Annotated in this window: 16 protein-coding genes and 2 pseudogenes; 8 read left to right on the forward strand and 10 right to left on the reverse strand. The window is 54.7% G+C overall.

The features are described 5' to 3' along the window. Positions 1–194: 194 nt before the first annotated feature. Together LDH74_RS21600 and LDH74_RS21605 are read left to right on the forward strand one after the other, a co-directional pair. On the forward strand, positions 195–680 hold the full coding sequence (locus LDH74_RS21600) for a hypothetical protein (protein ID WP_226042820.1): 486 nt from the start codon (positions 195–197) through the stop codon (positions 678–680). 181 nt (positions 681–861) lie between these two features. Then, a complete protein-coding gene (locus LDH74_RS21605; protein WP_226042821.1) occupies positions 862–1,662 on the forward strand; it encodes an HNH endonuclease in 801 nt (266 codons plus the stop codon). A 535-nt stretch (positions 1,663–2,197) separates the two neighbouring features. On the opposite strand, the gene LDH74_RS21610 is transcribed toward LDH74_RS21605, so the two are convergent. Beyond that, positions 2,198–2,794 (reverse strand): transcriptional regulator, encoded by a 597-nt coding sequence (locus LDH74_RS21610; protein WP_226042822.1) that lies wholly within the window; start codon positions 2,792–2,794, stop codon positions 2,198–2,200. Beyond that, positions 2,794–4,161 (reverse strand): GIY-YIG nuclease family protein, encoded by a 1,368-nt coding sequence (locus LDH74_RS21615; RefSeq protein WP_226042823.1) that lies wholly within the window; start codon positions 4,159–4,161, stop codon positions 2,794–2,796. Before LDH74_RS21615 ends, LDH74_RS21610 begins: the two co-directional genes overlap by 1 nt. A 480-nt stretch (positions 4,162–4,641) precedes the next feature. On the opposite strand from LDH74_RS21615, the gene LDH74_RS21620 reads away from it, so the two are divergent. Next, positions 4,642–4,761, forward strand: coding sequence for an HNH endonuclease signature motif containing protein (locus tag LDH74_RS21620; RefSeq protein ID WP_226042824.1), 120 nt, complete (start codon positions 4,642–4,644; stop codon positions 4,759–4,761). A gap of 329 nt (positions 4,762–5,090) precedes the next feature. Here the strand turns inward: LDH74_RS21620 and LDH74_RS21625 are convergent, their stop codons facing one another. Further along, positions 5,091–6,308 carry an orc1/cdc6 family replication initiation protein gene (locus LDH74_RS21625; RefSeq protein WP_226042825.1) on the reverse strand — a complete coding sequence of 406 codons (1,218 nt, stop codon included), beginning with the start codon at positions 6,306–6,308 and terminating at the stop codon, positions 5,091–5,093. Between the two features lie 363 nt (positions 6,309–6,671). Beyond that, positions 6,672–6,914, reverse strand: coding sequence for a hypothetical protein (locus tag LDH74_RS21630; protein ID WP_226042826.1), 243 nt, complete (start codon positions 6,912–6,914; stop codon positions 6,672–6,674). A gap of 329 nt (positions 6,915–7,243) precedes the next feature. On the opposite strand from LDH74_RS21630, the pseudogene LDH74_RS21635 reads away from it, so the two are divergent. The 4 genes and pseudogenes from LDH74_RS21635 to LDH74_RS21645 all read left to right on the forward strand — a co-directional run bounded on the left by LDH74_RS21635 (position 7,244) and on the right by LDH74_RS21645 (position 9,643). Continuing rightward, positions 7,244–7,636, forward strand: a pseudogene (locus LDH74_RS21635) (hypothetical protein). Between the two features lie 215 nt (positions 7,637–7,851). Further along, a pseudogene (locus LDH74_RS26690) lies at positions 7,852–8,010 on the forward strand (transcription initiation factor IIB family protein); the annotation flags it as partial. A 150-nt stretch (positions 8,011–8,160) separates the two neighbouring features. Then, positions 8,161–8,781, forward strand: a complete 621-nt coding sequence (locus tag LDH74_RS21640; protein WP_345778572.1) for a transcription initiation factor IIB family protein — start codon at positions 8,161–8,163, stop codon at positions 8,779–8,781. Positions 8,782–9,070: 289 nt separating this feature from the next. After that, complete coding sequence (locus tag LDH74_RS21645) at positions 9,071–9,643, forward strand: dihydrofolate reductase family protein (protein ID WP_226042828.1); 573 nt, start codon at positions 9,071–9,073, stop codon at positions 9,641–9,643. A gap of 143 nt (positions 9,644–9,786) precedes the next feature. Here the strand turns inward: LDH74_RS21645 and LDH74_RS21650 are convergent, their stop codons facing one another. The 6 genes from LDH74_RS21650 to LDH74_RS21675 all read right to left on the reverse strand — a co-directional run bounded on the left by LDH74_RS21650 (position 9,787) and on the right by LDH74_RS21675 (position 13,609). Continuing rightward, positions 9,787–10,587 carry a DUF1801 domain-containing protein gene (locus LDH74_RS21650; RefSeq protein WP_226042829.1) on the reverse strand — a complete coding sequence of 267 codons (801 nt, stop codon included), beginning with the start codon at positions 10,585–10,587 and terminating at the stop codon, positions 9,787–9,789. Positions 10,588–10,727: 140 nt separating this feature from the next. Continuing rightward, positions 10,728–10,955 carry a hypothetical protein gene (locus LDH74_RS21655; RefSeq protein ID WP_226042830.1) on the reverse strand — a complete coding sequence of 76 codons (228 nt, stop codon included), beginning with the start codon at positions 10,953–10,955 and terminating at the stop codon, positions 10,728–10,730. 2 nt (positions 10,956–10,957) lie between these two features. Next, positions 10,958–11,452, reverse strand: coding sequence for an SRPBCC domain-containing protein (locus tag LDH74_RS21660; RefSeq protein WP_226042831.1), 495 nt, complete (start codon positions 11,450–11,452; stop codon positions 10,958–10,960). Further along, a complete protein-coding gene (locus LDH74_RS21665; RefSeq protein ID WP_226042832.1) occupies positions 11,449–11,787 on the reverse strand; it encodes a metalloregulator ArsR/SmtB family transcription factor in 339 nt (112 codons plus the stop codon). Before LDH74_RS21665 ends, LDH74_RS21660 begins: the two co-directional genes overlap by 4 nt. Positions 11,788–11,981: 194 nt before the next feature. Continuing rightward, positions 11,982–12,770, reverse strand: coding sequence for a site-specific integrase (locus LDH74_RS21670; RefSeq protein WP_345778570.1), 789 nt, complete (start codon positions 12,768–12,770; stop codon positions 11,982–11,984). A gap of 47 nt (positions 12,771–12,817) precedes the next feature. Then, entirely contained in the window at positions 12,818–13,609 is a 792-nt protein-coding gene (locus tag LDH74_RS21675) for a hypothetical protein (protein WP_226042834.1), read from the reverse strand. A gap of 407 nt (positions 13,610–14,016) precedes the next feature. Between LDH74_RS21675 and LDH74_RS21680 the strand changes: the two genes are divergently transcribed. Continuing rightward, positions 14,017–14,622: a transcription initiation factor IIB family protein gene (locus LDH74_RS21680; protein WP_226042867.1), complete on the forward strand. Its 606-nt coding sequence runs from the start codon at positions 14,017–14,019 to the stop codon at positions 14,620–14,622. Positions 14,623–14,730: the final 108 nt, after the last annotated feature.

Here is a 14,730-nt window from a genome sequence, read left to right on the forward strand (position 1 = left end):
TTCCTGTATTTAGCACACCTTTCTAGTAGCTGTCAGATTAAATACATTATCTCCGGTAATGTCTTTGTCTGTACTTATCGCTGTCCGTGAAGTCAGGGTTCGAGGTTCCCTGCTAATAATTTCTAAGCTCTCTATCACCTATGAAATTGTGAAAAGTTGGATTTTTCAACTAGTTATGTGACTAGTGAGGCTGTATGCTTGTTGACCCCCGGGACGACAAATCCTCATTCGAAGAAGTGGTCGCTGCAATGGACAAGAATATCCTCTCCGACGAAGGAAAAGTCCAGATGTATAAGGATCGTCGGTTTGGCATTGATTGGGGAGTGGGAGCCCATATTTCCGATGCTGCAATCAATAAAGAAGACTGGGGAGTTTCAATGGACAAGATGTGGGAGCTCTGCCGCGACGGCGGCCTCGTATTCCTCCCCGCGAAAAACACACCTGATATTAAAGGCGGTTTGATCGGTCAAGTTCCTGCTGGCGCCGACGTAGAACTTGAAGACTACCCTTCAGACAATAGTGAAGTGACGATGAAGACTCTGAAACTCCATCGCGTTCGTGAAGTCTATCCTGGTGACGATACTGGAGTTTTCGACGAAGTCAACTACGGTCACCATACCGTGCATTCACTCAACGAGCACGGCGATAAGGTCGTCACTGCCTACGAAGAACTGTATTAGAAGTTCAAACGCTAAACGTCTATTTCTTCCCGATAGGTTGAACGAAGATGATTTATTACTGAATAGTACGAGCATCTCCTATACTCACCCTAACTGATGGATTCGCGGACATAGCCGAGGTTCTACCACAGAAGGGAATTTCACAAGGAAGTATGAAGTTTAGTGAACCGAAAGGTGGTCTATGAGAGAACTTCCGTTTGAAATCGGGCGAACATACCATCGGGTCGAGGATATTCACGAAGAGTTCGGCGGGAACAGGTATAGTGGAATCGCACCCTGTGCAGACTACCCGTACGTCTTCATCTTCTTCGGCGAATCTGGGGAATGGCATGGTTATGACGACGAACTCCTCGAGGATGGGAGGCTTCTCTATACCGGGGAAGGACGGGACGGAGACATGACAATGGACGCCGGAAACGCAGCGATTCGAGATCACGCAAAAAATAACGACGAGATTCACGTCTTCGAAAGCGGCGAAGGTGCGTGGGAGGTGTCCTACGTCGGTCAGTTCGAATATGAGGACCACAACTGGCTGCGTCTACCAGATCGGAACGATAATATGCGTGATGCAGTTCGATTCGAGCTCGTCCCTGCTGGTGGTGTAGAGATCGATACTGGAATCACGAACCTTGATGATATCTCCATAGACGAACTGTACGATCAAGCTGAGGCAAGTGTGAACGGCGAAAGCCGAACGACAAGCGAATCGCGATCTCGAACCACGTATCCGCGATCGGAGGTCGTTAGAAAATACGCACTCCGAGTCGCTGACGGTGTATGTCAAGGCTGTGGTGACGATGCCCCGTTTCTCACTGATGATGGAGAACCTTTCCTCGAGGTACACCATCTTCGTCGGCGCAGCGACGGTGGAGCCGATCACCCAAAGAATGTGATCGCACTCTGCCCGAATTGCCACCGACGGGTCCACCATGGGCGTGATGGAGACGAATTCAATCAAAAGATCATCAACAGAACAGAATAATTATACTCGAAGTAGCCGATCGAGCACCGCCGGCTGGGGTCTCGGTTGTCATACGCCCACCGCAGTGGGGACAGTACCGGCTCACGCATCCCACCTCTCTGCTATGGAATCCGCCAGAGGGCGCAGAACCCCCAACAAGAACCTTGTTCCACTCAGAATTTGCGGCCGTCTCGAGAGGGATAAAATCGAAAGACTGCGGGCTATTCGGGATCTGCCATACTTCGACGGGAAAGAGAGTCCGTCCTCCCCGAAGTGAGTGAATTCGGTGTCGACGACTGGCCTAAAGTAGAGCAAGTATCCGTAGAAGATCAGTCGATGCTCTTCACTGATACGGATGAAGATCAGCAGACGTTCATCGGTGACGACGCGGCAATGTGCTACCTATTTTGGGCTTAATCAACGAGAGCGAAGAATGGGTCTCGTGTTGGTTAATCCGCATCAGCATACTATCTCAGAAGTCTATGCCTGAAAGACAGATCATCGAAGAGTAATTGATCATGGCTATGGAGATCTCAACGCTGAATTCTTTATGAGATCACTCTGTGAGTTCCCAAGTAATGACCGCACCCTGTTGATGTACTGGATGGCGTAAGTCCGTGAACTCAGCGATCGTCTGTGTCGTGAGCGTCAGATCGTACCAGTAATCAACGTCTCTAGTGACCTTCTCTGCCAGCTTCGGAGCATCCATAGAGGATGGAACCTCGTCAGCTGGTTCGTAGTAAAGTCCGAGTAGCCCTCTGCTGGTCTCGAATTCGCTAGCCGCGAGTTTCTGCGCATCGGCAACAAGCGAGTTAGAAAACAGACTGTAGACCGTCGAATAAGCGGCCGGTTCAAGATCACCGTTGTCACGATAAAATCGAAGGAGTTTCGCCTCGATCGGGATCTGAACCCCGTCTCGGTCGAGTATGATATCACACCGCTGATCGCTGTTCGGATACCGAACTTCGGTTCTCGTATCCGCATAGTGGGTAGACTGCTGTTCGAGGTGCTCGAGGATCCGTTCTATCTGTACTTTCTCGTCGAACGCACCAATTCCAGGCTGCCAGCGTCGGTGCTCAGCGGTTGTATCAATCTGAGGGATGACGGAGGCAATATCTCGTGCAAACTGGTCAAGGACAGTGACCGTAGTCATCAAGCACCCTCGAACGTAAACTCAGATGACTTAATTGGTGCATCATCAGGGACGTCACTCTTGTTCAATAACCGATTGGGGTATGCAACATGAGCAACGCTGATTAGCTGTGGTTCAACTTCGGCAAGGTACGCATGGTAGCCATAGGGGCTCGTGTGTTGGTCCTGGTTCCAGGCTCTCGTCCAGAGATATACCTGGTCTTTGAGCCGATGAGTTCCCTGCTCAAACAGTTCACTCGCCCATGCCACCTTCCGCGAATCGTCCTCGAAGAGTGCCATAGATAACTCGCCAACATGCCAGTAATCGCCATCTCCCCAGCGGGCAAAACTCCGTGTTGCTTGGCTACCGATTGCGATTCCCTTAAAATTCGCACTCAGCTCGTTCTTTTTCCCGTACGCTTCTGCCTTCCCGATATACCGAGGAATAATCTGTGGGTGATCACTGCTGTCGAGGTCGGCTAGCTGGTACATGAGGTAGATCAATCCCTCATAACCGTTATCTTTGACACCATCAGAGTGGATACATTTCCGTCCCTCGGCACGGATCCGTTTGTCGATCATGGCTGTCCGCTTGAGTCGGCCAGCGTCGGTGAGCTCAACCTGTAGCCGATTGTCCGTAGCGAACAACGGGATCGGATCAGCCGTCGATTCGTCCATGAGATCCGGATAAACGTGTGTCTTGAGCCACTGGTCCCACAGGTCAGCTTTCGAGTACTGTGCCGTATTGATCTCGTCTTGAGGGGGAGAATCTGCCGTGCTAGCCATCGTGGGGTCAGTTGTGAGCCACTCGCGTCCGGCCTTTCCGATTTCGTGAAGGACTCGGTTTGGGACGAACTCGCGATTCGTCATGGTCGGCCGAAACTCAGGGTGTGCGTAGATCAGGCCGATCAGTTTCGCCTCGAGTTCCTGCCGGTAGGTTGCAGCACCGTATGGGCAGGTATCGAGGCTCTCAACGTCGAAAATCCAGACGTACAGCTGTGAGTCGGCTGCTTCACGAACCGCCGCGATATGGTCGTACTTCGAGAAGCTACCCCACGAGCCATCATCCTCCCAGTCCTCGATTGGAAGGGCCTCGTCAATTTTCTTGTAGTGCTGGTAGATTCGAGAGCCGATATTTCTGGATTCGCCGACGTACACGGGAGTGATGTCGGAGGTATTGGTGATCGGGTCGTCTGCCAAATAGATGAGATACAGGTATTCACCGTCGTTCTTCCCATACCGATAGCGGTCAAGTGCGTCGGTGGTGGTGAGTTTACCCTCAACTGTCGTCAGGAACGGGACTGGATCCGGCTGATCAGGCGTGTGGATATCTTCAAGAAGAGTTTCCTCAATCCAGGTAGCCCAGAGAGCAGCCTTCGAGGAGGTCATCTAATATGTATTTCATCGGTATATTGACTTACCAATTTCGCCACTACTGAGTGAAGAATTAGATATCGTATTCCCAGTCTCCTTTCTTCCATTCAGAAGGGAGCCACCAATTTACAGAGTATTCTCTCGTCCGCCGATGTGACGAAGTAAGCTGTTTTTTACGCCCAGAAAGAGCGAGGGCCCGATCCAGAGAAACCTCCAAGATGGTGATTTTACGTGAGTAAGCATTAAAGTTCGACCGACGTCTCGATCGATGCGATTCCAGTCCGTGATATCGACCACACGTGTTCCATCGAGCTCTCGTCGAATGTCGTATGCTCTCAATCAGACAACCTAGTCGTTCAACGATTCGGAAACCCGTCACGACGAGATGCACAGCACGATCGAGGGTGGGCCGAGGACCCCGTCAACGAACGGAACGGCGATGGAGAGAATTGGACCGACCTCTGGGAGCAGTATGGCAATCTCGATCACTGAGTGATGTACGTTGATCACATCGAACGGATCGCGGACGGCGGTCACCCGCTTGAGGAGTCGAACCTCCAGACGCTCTGTGCGGACTGTCACAGAGAGAAGACGGTCGACGAGAACAACGATTGAGATCCAGCGCTGAACGTGACGCTTACCGACTATCTGAATCACGAGTCCTAATCCAGTACCCACACCCCATCGTGTCCAGTGTCTTCTCGCAATCTGCGAACCGAACTGGACCCCTCCCCACTACGTCCAGTGTCTCGGATAGCTCGAGAATAGCAGGACACCCCATCGTGTCCAATGTCTTCGCGGCCATTTCGGTACTCGAACGACTACCCCATCGTGTCCAGTGTCTCAGACTCCTCGAGAGTAGCAGGACACCCCACTCTGTCCAGTGTCCAAATCACTAGCAGGGCGACAGAATACACCCCATTGTGTCCAGTGTCTTCCGGGTGTCAGAGGTCCTGATCGAGACGCTGCTGAACGGCGTCGGTTACCCCCACCATGTCCACTGTCTCGTCGAGAGCTTCGAGTAGGAGATCGGGATTTGTGTCGAGAGCATACTCGTAGTACCGACCACCCGATTCACCTCTGTTCCGCTCTGTACGACTCGCAATTCCTAACATCGAAAGCTCGCCGAGATGGTCACGCATCCGTCGGGGAACGAGCGGGTCAACTGCAGCTCGACCACAAATAATTTCGTATCGATCCTGCACGTCACGTGCCCGAATCGGTGTATCACCCTCTTCGTGTAACATCAGGAGGGCGTACAGCACGAGATGTCCCTGCTGGGTGAGACCAGCAACGCCGTCGACGATCCGACTCCGCACGAGGGACTCTCGAGCCTGGTCGACGTGGTCGACGGTTACCTGCGTGGCGTCCTGTTCAACAGCCACGTCCCCTGCTTCCATAAGCAAATCCAAACTCTGTCGGGCGTCTCCGGCGTCTTTAGCACCAAACGCCGCACACTTCGCGATGACTTCATGCGGCACGACATCGTCGAAAAACGCGATGTCAGCGCGTTGACGAAGGATATCACGAAGCTCATTCGCATTGTAGGCAGGGAACTGGAGTTCCTTTTCACACAGGCTCGACTGGACTTTCGAACTCAGCGACTCGCGGAACTTGAAGTCGTTTGAGATACCGATAATTCCGACCTTCGATTCCTCCAGATTGCCGTTAGCCCGAGCGCGGGGGATCTGGTACAAAATCGAATCATCGTCGATGTGATCGACCTCGTCGAATACGATAATGACGGTGCCGCCGATCGCGTCGAGTTCCTCCCAAAGCCATTCGTTGACTTGTCGTCGGGGATATCCGGTCGGCTTCAAATGATCCTCTGGATCGCGGAGATCGTTGATTAGTTGAATCGCGACTTGATAGCTCGTACTCAGGTCCTCGCAGTTCGTACGGATAGTTGTGAGATCAACATCGAATTCAGCCGCGTCGTCTTTGAGTTCCCGAAGAAGATAGCGCGTACAGGCGGTTTTCCCGACGCCGGCTTTGCCATAGAGAAAGATATTCGCAGGCTGATCTCCGTTGATGACGGGCTGCAGGGCCGAAATATACTGCTGTAGCTCTTCATCGCGACCGACAATCTCCTCTGGTTGATAATCTTCACGGAGGACATCTCGCTCCTGAAAGATATCTGTGTCAGGCTGGAACAAGCCCATAGTGTTCTTGCCTTAGCGTATTTGGAAATCAACATAAAACCATCGCGTCGAGTGTGTCCAGTGTGTCTAGTGTCGCGTTTTTCATCCCCTCACCCCCACCCCATCGTGTCCAGTGTCTTCCCGAAATAACAAGGGAACTCCGTTGACGAAGAACTCTAAATATAGGAAAAGTTTAAGAGGTCTATCTACAAAATAGTCCGAACGATAGCTAGTACAGCAGTGAGTGAATGAATCTCTTGGGTTGAAGTGACTATAACAGCTTTCCGATCAAACTGGCGCACAAAGACACTGGACACGATGGGGTGGGTGTGTCCACAACTACCGACTTTCGAAAATCGGAATCGTCGGTGTGACGAGTGCTACTTAACCTCTTTGTGTCCGTCCTTCCGACGAACGAGGTTGTTTGAGTTCAAGTTCTTTGAACTTGCCACCGGATTTGCCACGGTTAGTCTCGGTCGACGAAATAATCCCTAGTGTTTCGAGCTCCGCGAGGGACTCCTGGACGGCCCGGGTTGAGACTGGATCATACCGGTTGCACAACACTTTGTAGGGTTCGCGAATCTCTCGTGTCCGCACAGGCGTCTCGTCACGCTCCTTGAGCAACATTAAGGCCCACAACACAAGTCACCTGATCAGTCTGGAGTCGATGTCTCGAGAGGCCGTGCTGGACGTGACGCTTGAAGGACTACCTCGAATCGTCTGGATAGCTGGTACGATGTCGGTATACCCCATCAGACCCCAGGTGTCGAGTGTAAACTATTGAATTCATGCGTTAAATCCGACATATAGCCCACTCAGAAACCCAGTAGATAGAGTTCAATGACTCGAAGACCACTCGTGAGGCCTTTTCCAAAGCGGATGGAGAACCGACATTACTGCATTAACCAACAAAACTATGGGTTGGCGTTCCGTGTTGGTTAACACGAGAACAGCTGATGTCCTACGAGCCACCGACCCCACCGGCGAACCTCCCAACGGAAATAGTCACCACGCTCAACGAGTCCACTCCGGAGCACCTCCAGGACGTTGCTACGTACGCTGAGGAGCTAGCCGAACACAAGGAACGCGAAGCTCGTCTCGAGGAGGAGGCAGACAAGGATGGGGTAGAGGAACGACCAGACGACCTACCGGACGACGTCCCCGCAAAGGCGACGATCACGATCTAGGAAATCAACGACAATCGTTACTACTACTGGCAGTGGAAGGAAGGCGAAAAAGTGACCTCCAAATACAAAGGTCCGGTCAATCCAGACCTTCGAGGCCAGCACCGAGATCGCCACCGAAACCACGTGAGTATTTCCTCAGTACTGGTTGCTGGCTGTGAGTAAGCGTACTGCTGGGGGTTCGATGTCTCGAGAAACGCCGGCCAGAGACCGGCGTTAGAGCCCCCTATCACTCAAGTGATGTGTCCATTGGGGGAAGCTGCCTGAAATTTGGCACCGATACCACGGATCCTTCTACTGGACTCTGGAATCAACTAGTGGTGTTTATCGCCCCAGAAGGGGTGAAGGGGGCTGATCAGTTGTCCTCTTCGGAGTTATCGATGGTAACGAGAGACATCTACACGACTGCGTTTGACGAAGGCGTTCAGACGACTACAACTACCTGCCCAGACTGTGGCGGCAGCGTTCGAACGATTGACCGCGAGACGATCTGTGAAGACTGTGGACGTATCCTTGAGGACACTAAACTAGATCGAGGACCAGACTGGGGTCGACATGACGAGCAGGGATCCAAGAGACGGACCGGTGCCCCGCTGACACCGACACGCCACGATCGAGGCCTTTCCACCGAGATCGGGTACAAGCAAGACGGACATGGAAACGCCCTCTCGAACACGAAGCGCCGACAATTGAACCGGCTGCGTCGCGAACAGTCCCGTGCCCAGTGGCAGTCGAAAGCTGAACGGAACTTCGCCTATGGACTCGGTGAAATCCGGCGAATGGTCGCGAGTCTCGGCCTCCCACAGAGTATCCGGGATCAGGCGTGTTCGCTGTTCCGAACGGCACAGTCCGAACAGTTCTGCCGCGGACGATCCCTCGAAGCGGTGGCTGCAGCCAGTATCTACGCAACTGCTCGGTGTAACGGACTCGGACGGCCACGGGCAGAAGTCGCAGCCTGTGCGCGCTGTGATCAGCAGAAACTCACTAACGCCTACACCGTGATGAACGTCGAACTCGAGTTACCGACACAGCCGATTGCAGCAACAGATCGGATTCCCAGGCTTGCGACAGAACTCGAGGTTCCGGATCACGTACGGCGACGAGCACTCGATCTCGCACAGACGGCACGCGAACGCGGAATGACGATCGGCCGCCGACCGAGTGGCGTCGCAGCGGGCTGTCTCTATCTCGCTGCCCAGCGAGTCGGATTCTGTCTCTCTCAACAGCAGATCGCCGATATCGCAGGAACATCACCAAACACGCTCCGCAGTCGGCGAGACGAACTACTCGAGATTGAAGCGGAAGCTTGATACAGCAAACCAGAGGAACGCTTGCAACCAGTAGTTGCTAGTTCGGTTTCTTTATTCAGATATTTGGGTGAGATGGATTGGGCGACTCGGTAACTACATGTGCTTATTGACTACTGGGGTTCCTGCCAATCAGCGTATCTGTTCGAAGAGTTATGATGGATACAGAGCGCGAATCTCGCCCAGTAACAGGTCACGAGTCTGGGCGCGGGAAGCGTTCGATACAGAGGAACTAGCTGGCATTGACTAGATGGCTTTATGCCGACAGACCGCCTCTCAGATAGCGGTTCACATGAAGACACAGTACTACACCGCGACGAGTATCGACGGGTATCTTGCCGACGAGGACAATTCACTCGACTGGCTGTTCCAGTTCGGAGAGATTGATGAGATTGAGGGCGTCCAGGACAGCTTCCCACAGTTCGTCGAGCACGTTGGCGCGGTGGCCATGGGTTCGACGACGTATGAGTGGGTCGTCGAGCAGGAGGGCCTCTTAGAGGAGCCGGAACAGTGGCCGTACGAGGACCCGGTCTGGGTGTTTAGCAGTCGAGAATTACCGATGGTCGACGGGGCCGACATACACTTCGTGCGGGGAGACGTTGCGCCCGTCCATGCGGAGATGGTGAGGGCCGCAGACGGGAAAAACGTCTGGCTCGTCGGTGGCGGTGACCTCGTCGGCCAGTTCCACGATCAGGGGCTACTTGATGAGATCATTCTCAGCGTTGCGCCTGTCACGCTCGCTTCGGGTGCACCACTCCTGCCTCGCAGGATCACTACCCCGCCCTTGCGACTGACTGACGTACAAAAACAGGGTGACGTTTTTGCGGAGTTGACCTACGAGGTACAACACTCCAGCCAAGGCTAATTCTTGCTTAGTACCGTTGTTACTCATGGAGTTTTCTTATCGTTTTAATAGAATAGTTGTGCTGTTGGCAGAGTTGGCAGTGAACATGCACGCCCGCAAGAGGGGTTCGCAGCTGCCCTAGGTATCACACAAAGGCGGGCTCCTCACCAGCCCATTCCCGGATTTTCGGCGGCCTGCCGTACCCAGGAGGCGACCTGCTCCTCGTCCAGCAGGTCCGTTTCTTCGAGGTCCAGGGCCTGTCTGTCCGGCCCCGTACCGCTGGGGGGCCTCGGATCGAGGTACGATTCGGCTACGAACGCGAGCTTCACGTGTTTCGAGAACGCGCTGAACGAGGCGAACCATCCCTGCTCTTCGGCGCCGTAGAACGGCTGGTGCCACTTCACGGCGCGGCGCACGTCGGGCACTTCCTGCTGGATGATCTCGTCGAACCGCGTCGCAACCTCGCGCTTCCACCCCGGCAGCGCTGTGATGAACGCCTTCACCGCTGCTGAGCCGTCGGTGTCGTCGTCCTTCCTAGCCGCTTGATACCGTTTTTGGTGTTTCCCCCACTCTTCCTCGGTGGGAACCTGGTCCGGCAACTTGACCTCCCCGAACTCCTCGTCCACGATGGTGGTCTCTCCCTCTCGGCCCGACATCGCGGTCACGACCAGGACCGGGTCAGATTCATCTGGTCCCGAATACAGATCGAAGTCCAGGCGCAACGTCCCCTCTCGCCAGTGGCGAGCGAAGCCCACCCAGCCGTCGGGGTGGTCGTCCCGGGGGTCTTCCTCGACTCGGAACAGACCCAGCAGTGCTGGGATGGCGTCGGCACCCCACTGGAGTCCGCGATCCGGGTCCGTGAACTGGACCCCCTCATCGTGGCCTTTCTCGTAGTAAGGCGCTCTGATTACTCGGTTCGCCAGCACAAGGTCGCTGACCTGTTGCGCCGTAATTGAACTGGGCATACTATAATCACTCACCGAAAGGTGGTCCAGCATCACTAAGACCCCTATGGTTCAACATGTTTGTGACAATACCTGTCGCTCGTGCTCGGCTGTCTCCGGAGCTACCTGGCGAAAGTTTAGTCGAATACATGGCTCGTCGGTCACCCTATCACCAACTGGAACACAACGAATCCAGTGACGAAGAAGAGGACGATACCGACGAGAGCGTGTAGCGAGGGGTGCATCGCACTACCCGCCAGCAACGAGTAGTGTGCCCCAGTAGCCAGGAGGATCGAGAGCAGTACGGAGAGGCTGATCTTCCCCCACTCCGTGTTTTCACCAGTCCTGGAGTCTTCGCCCGCGTTTCTGGGAGTGGAGTCGGTCGACATGGTCAGCCCTCCACCTGGCCAGCGAGCTTCTCGAGGGAGTCTTCCCAGGCCTCCGCGACCCCGTACTCCTCGATATCGACGTCCTCGGGGATGCCCTCTAGACGGAGAGTGATCTCGGTCCCGTCAGGAACGCTATCCAGAGTGACCGTCACAGTACTGTGGTCATCACCCTCTCCTGTCTCCTCGGTCCAGACAATCTTCTCGCCGCGTTCTAGTTCCCGATAGGTTCCTTCGAACGTGTGGGAGTACTGGTCCATCCCCTCTGCCTCGCCGACGTTCTCGATTCGGAAGGACCCGCCCTCCTCAGCCTCAACCTCCTGGACGTCGGCGCGGAATCCTTCCGGGGGCGCCCACACAGCCATGTCCGGGGGGTTCAGGAACGCCTCATAGACCCGCTCGGGGGACGCTTCTATTACACGCTTTACAGTTATACACTGTCCTCCGTCCACAGTGTTCTCCGTCGTCGGTGCATCGCCTTCGTTGGGATTGTTTGTCATTGGTCTTCGTTCTCCAGATGGTTGGCCAGCGCATCCAAGCGGTCCTCCCAGAAGACGCGGTATTGGGTTAGCCACCCGAACGCCGCGGAAAGCGGTACAGCATCGAGGTGGCAGCGACGAACGGTACCGTCCTTCTTAACGTCGATCAAGCCAGCGTCCTCCAGCACGCGCAGGTGCTTGGATATGGCAGGCAGGGAAATGTCGTGAGGTTCGGCCAACTCGCTCACACTTTCGGGACCGTCGGTCAACTGTTCGAGAATTGACCGACGGATCGGGTGTGAGAGTGCCTGGAAGACTGCGTCGAGGTCCAGACCGGCTGGCTCCTGTTCAACCATCTAATCAAGTATACGAGCCTCAACTATTTAACCTTCTAGTTAAATAGTCGCTCAGGGCACATTGAAGTTGGATGCAATAACCCACTTTCGACGAATTAATCCATTCACCCGTCACAATGTCTGCATGTAGCGATCTGATGAATCCATCCTCTCTATGCAGCACCGGGTGATCTACCAGAAGGGGGGTTGTTCGGTTATTTGTGGTGGACTCGACGGAGTGCATCGGCGGTCGCGGTTCCGGATATCCGGATGTACTTCTGGGCAGTCGCCAGGTCACTCCATCCCATCAGTGCTTGTAGCGGTACCAGGGCTACTCCCTTGTACGCATGATGGCTGGCTGCTGTTGCCCGCAGACAGTGTGGATAAATTCGTCCAGTGAGATTCGCTTGTTCGGCGGCTTCTTCGACGCGTCGGTTGACCGTTGACCGCGACCGTGGGAAGCCACTATAGCGGTTTGCGAACCGTTCAATACAGAGTTCGATTCGCAGTGAGAGATCAAAGGGGATTGACCGAGCTGACGCGACAGTCTTAGGGTGCCAGCGTGAAGCGATAGCGTCGGTTTCAGTCAGTTGGTCATTGTGAGCGACTTCCTGTCGGGCCTGTCGCCGACAGTAACCACAGTCACACGGCTCGTGCTGTGGAATCCGAATGAGCTTGCGGTTCCAGTCTAACCAAGCGCTATGAAAGTGTGCGATTTCCCCAGCGCGAAGGCCAAGCCGACCGCCGAGCAGACAGATGAACCGCGCCTCGAAGCCACGCGGTGCTGGCAGATCACCACACGCCTCTAATAGCAGTTCGAATTCTCGGTCGTTGAGTACATCTTCATGGGAATGGCGGGTGGTCAGTGCCTGTCGGTGTCGGTCGGCCCATTCGTTCTTCGACGTTCCTTGATGAACCATCCTTTGCAGGAGTGTGGTGACCGAGAATGAGTATTCCCCAGACCAACGACAACTACCAGCCACTCTGCTACATAGAGAGCGCATCTCTTGCTCTCCATTTACAGTTGTACCTGGTGTAGCCCGAAAACGGGTTAGCGTTCTCCAGCTTGTACGTCGAAAGAGGCGGTAATCAGCTCGCCATCGGGCTTCGCCTGGAGGAAGAGACGGTATCCACCGGTGGTAGGGAATCGAACGGCGAATCGAACGATACCGTCTTCTGGGTTTGTCTCTTCGGGGTGAACGTGAAGATATGCGAGGTCACCGTCTCGAAGCGCTACGAGGTGGCCGAGTGCACCGAGATACGGATCGAGATGAGCGACGCCGCCTCCGCCCTGATGCACCTCGAACTCGATATCGACAGTCTCACCCGCAGGGATCTGGTCTGATGAAAGTTCGACACTGTATCCCTGGACTGCGGCCTCTCGTGTGGTTTGCGGACGCTCTACGTACTGAGCCGGCCCCGACGATAGTACATCTACACCGAGTGTCGTCGGCTGACCATCTACCAGGACGTCAACGAATGCCCGGTAAACGCCGGGATCGGGAAGGACCAACTCTACTGACCACGTCCCGTCGTCGGCCAGTGTCGGATGAAGATGCTGGAAACGCGTGAGGTCACGACGGACGAGAATCAAGTGAGCAAGCTGGTCATGCGTATCTTCGAACTCTGTGACCACGCCACCATTCTCATCGTGTATCTGGTACGTCCACTCGTGGGTTTTCCCCGGCTCCAATCGCGTCTCGGATGCCTCAAGCTGGAGTTGATCTGCGGCGACGGTTAGTCCACCTGGGTGAGCATGACTACCCGCGTCAGTGTACCCGTGAGGAGCATCGTGACCGTGGTGAGTGACTGTGGACTCCGGATCGTGATTGTCGTTATCCATACCCAATGTACGCCCGCCATCACCTACTGTCTTGTCCTGCTCGATTATCAACCAATAGAGCCGGAAACGACGAAATCAGGTATCTTGGAGAATATACGCTCTATATTTAGCAGACGGCTTTTGGCATAGTTCGGATAGATCGATAGCCGCTTCGGCAACTGCTTGCCCTGTACGTAACGCGATTTTCGCGCGACCTTCTGAATAAAGAAACTGGACTCATCCTCGAGGAGAACAAACTCGATCGAGGGCCTGATTGGGGACGGAGTGACGGACAGAAATCGAAGAAACGGACTGGTGCACCACTGACGCCAACGCGTCACGACCGCGGTCTGTCCACTGAAATCGGCTATCACCGAGATGGGAACAGAAACACGCTCTCGAGTCAGAAGCGACGGCAGCTGAACCGACTGCGTCGCGAACAGTCTCGCGCACAGTGGCAGTCGAAATCGGAACGGAACCTCGCGTATGGCCTCAGTGAAGTCCGGCGAATCGTCGCTCGTCTCGGTCTCGCGGAGAGTATCCGTGACCAGGCGTGTACGCTCTTCCGACGGGCCCAATCCGAAGGGCTTTGTCAGGGTCGGTCGCTCGAGGCGGTAGCTGCAGCCAGTGTCTATGCAACAATGCGGTGTAACGGGCTTGGACGATCGCGGACAGAAGTCGCTACCAGTGCTCGCTGTGATCAGGAGAGACTCACCAACGCCTACGACGCCATGAACGTCGACCTCGAGTTACCGGCACAGCCAATATCGGCGATCGATCGCATTCCAAAACTAGCGACGGAGCTCGAGGTACCGGACTGGGTCCGTCGACGGGCAGTTGACCTCGCACAGCAGGCGAGTGAAGCTGGACTCACGATCGGCCGTCGGCCGAGTGGCGTCGCAGCGGGGTGTCTGTATCTCGCTGCTGAGCGAGCTGGAGTGTGTCTCTCACAACACCAGATCGCCGATACTGCAGGAACATCGCCGAATACACTTCGAAATCGACGGGACGAGCTACTCGAGCTCGATTCCTGATTCGATCAGAAAGAAACGGATAAGATGGAGGCAGCGAGGTTTGCTCGAACGGTGACTCGTGTAGGTTTTTCATCCCTATGGGGTGAGGGGCGTTCTCAGAATAGAGTA

The sequence above is a fragment of the Natrinema sp. DC36 genome, assembly GCF_020405225.1.
In the GTDB taxonomy this organism is placed as follows: Archaea; Halobacteriota; Halobacteria; order Halobacteriales; family Natrialbaceae; genus Natrinema.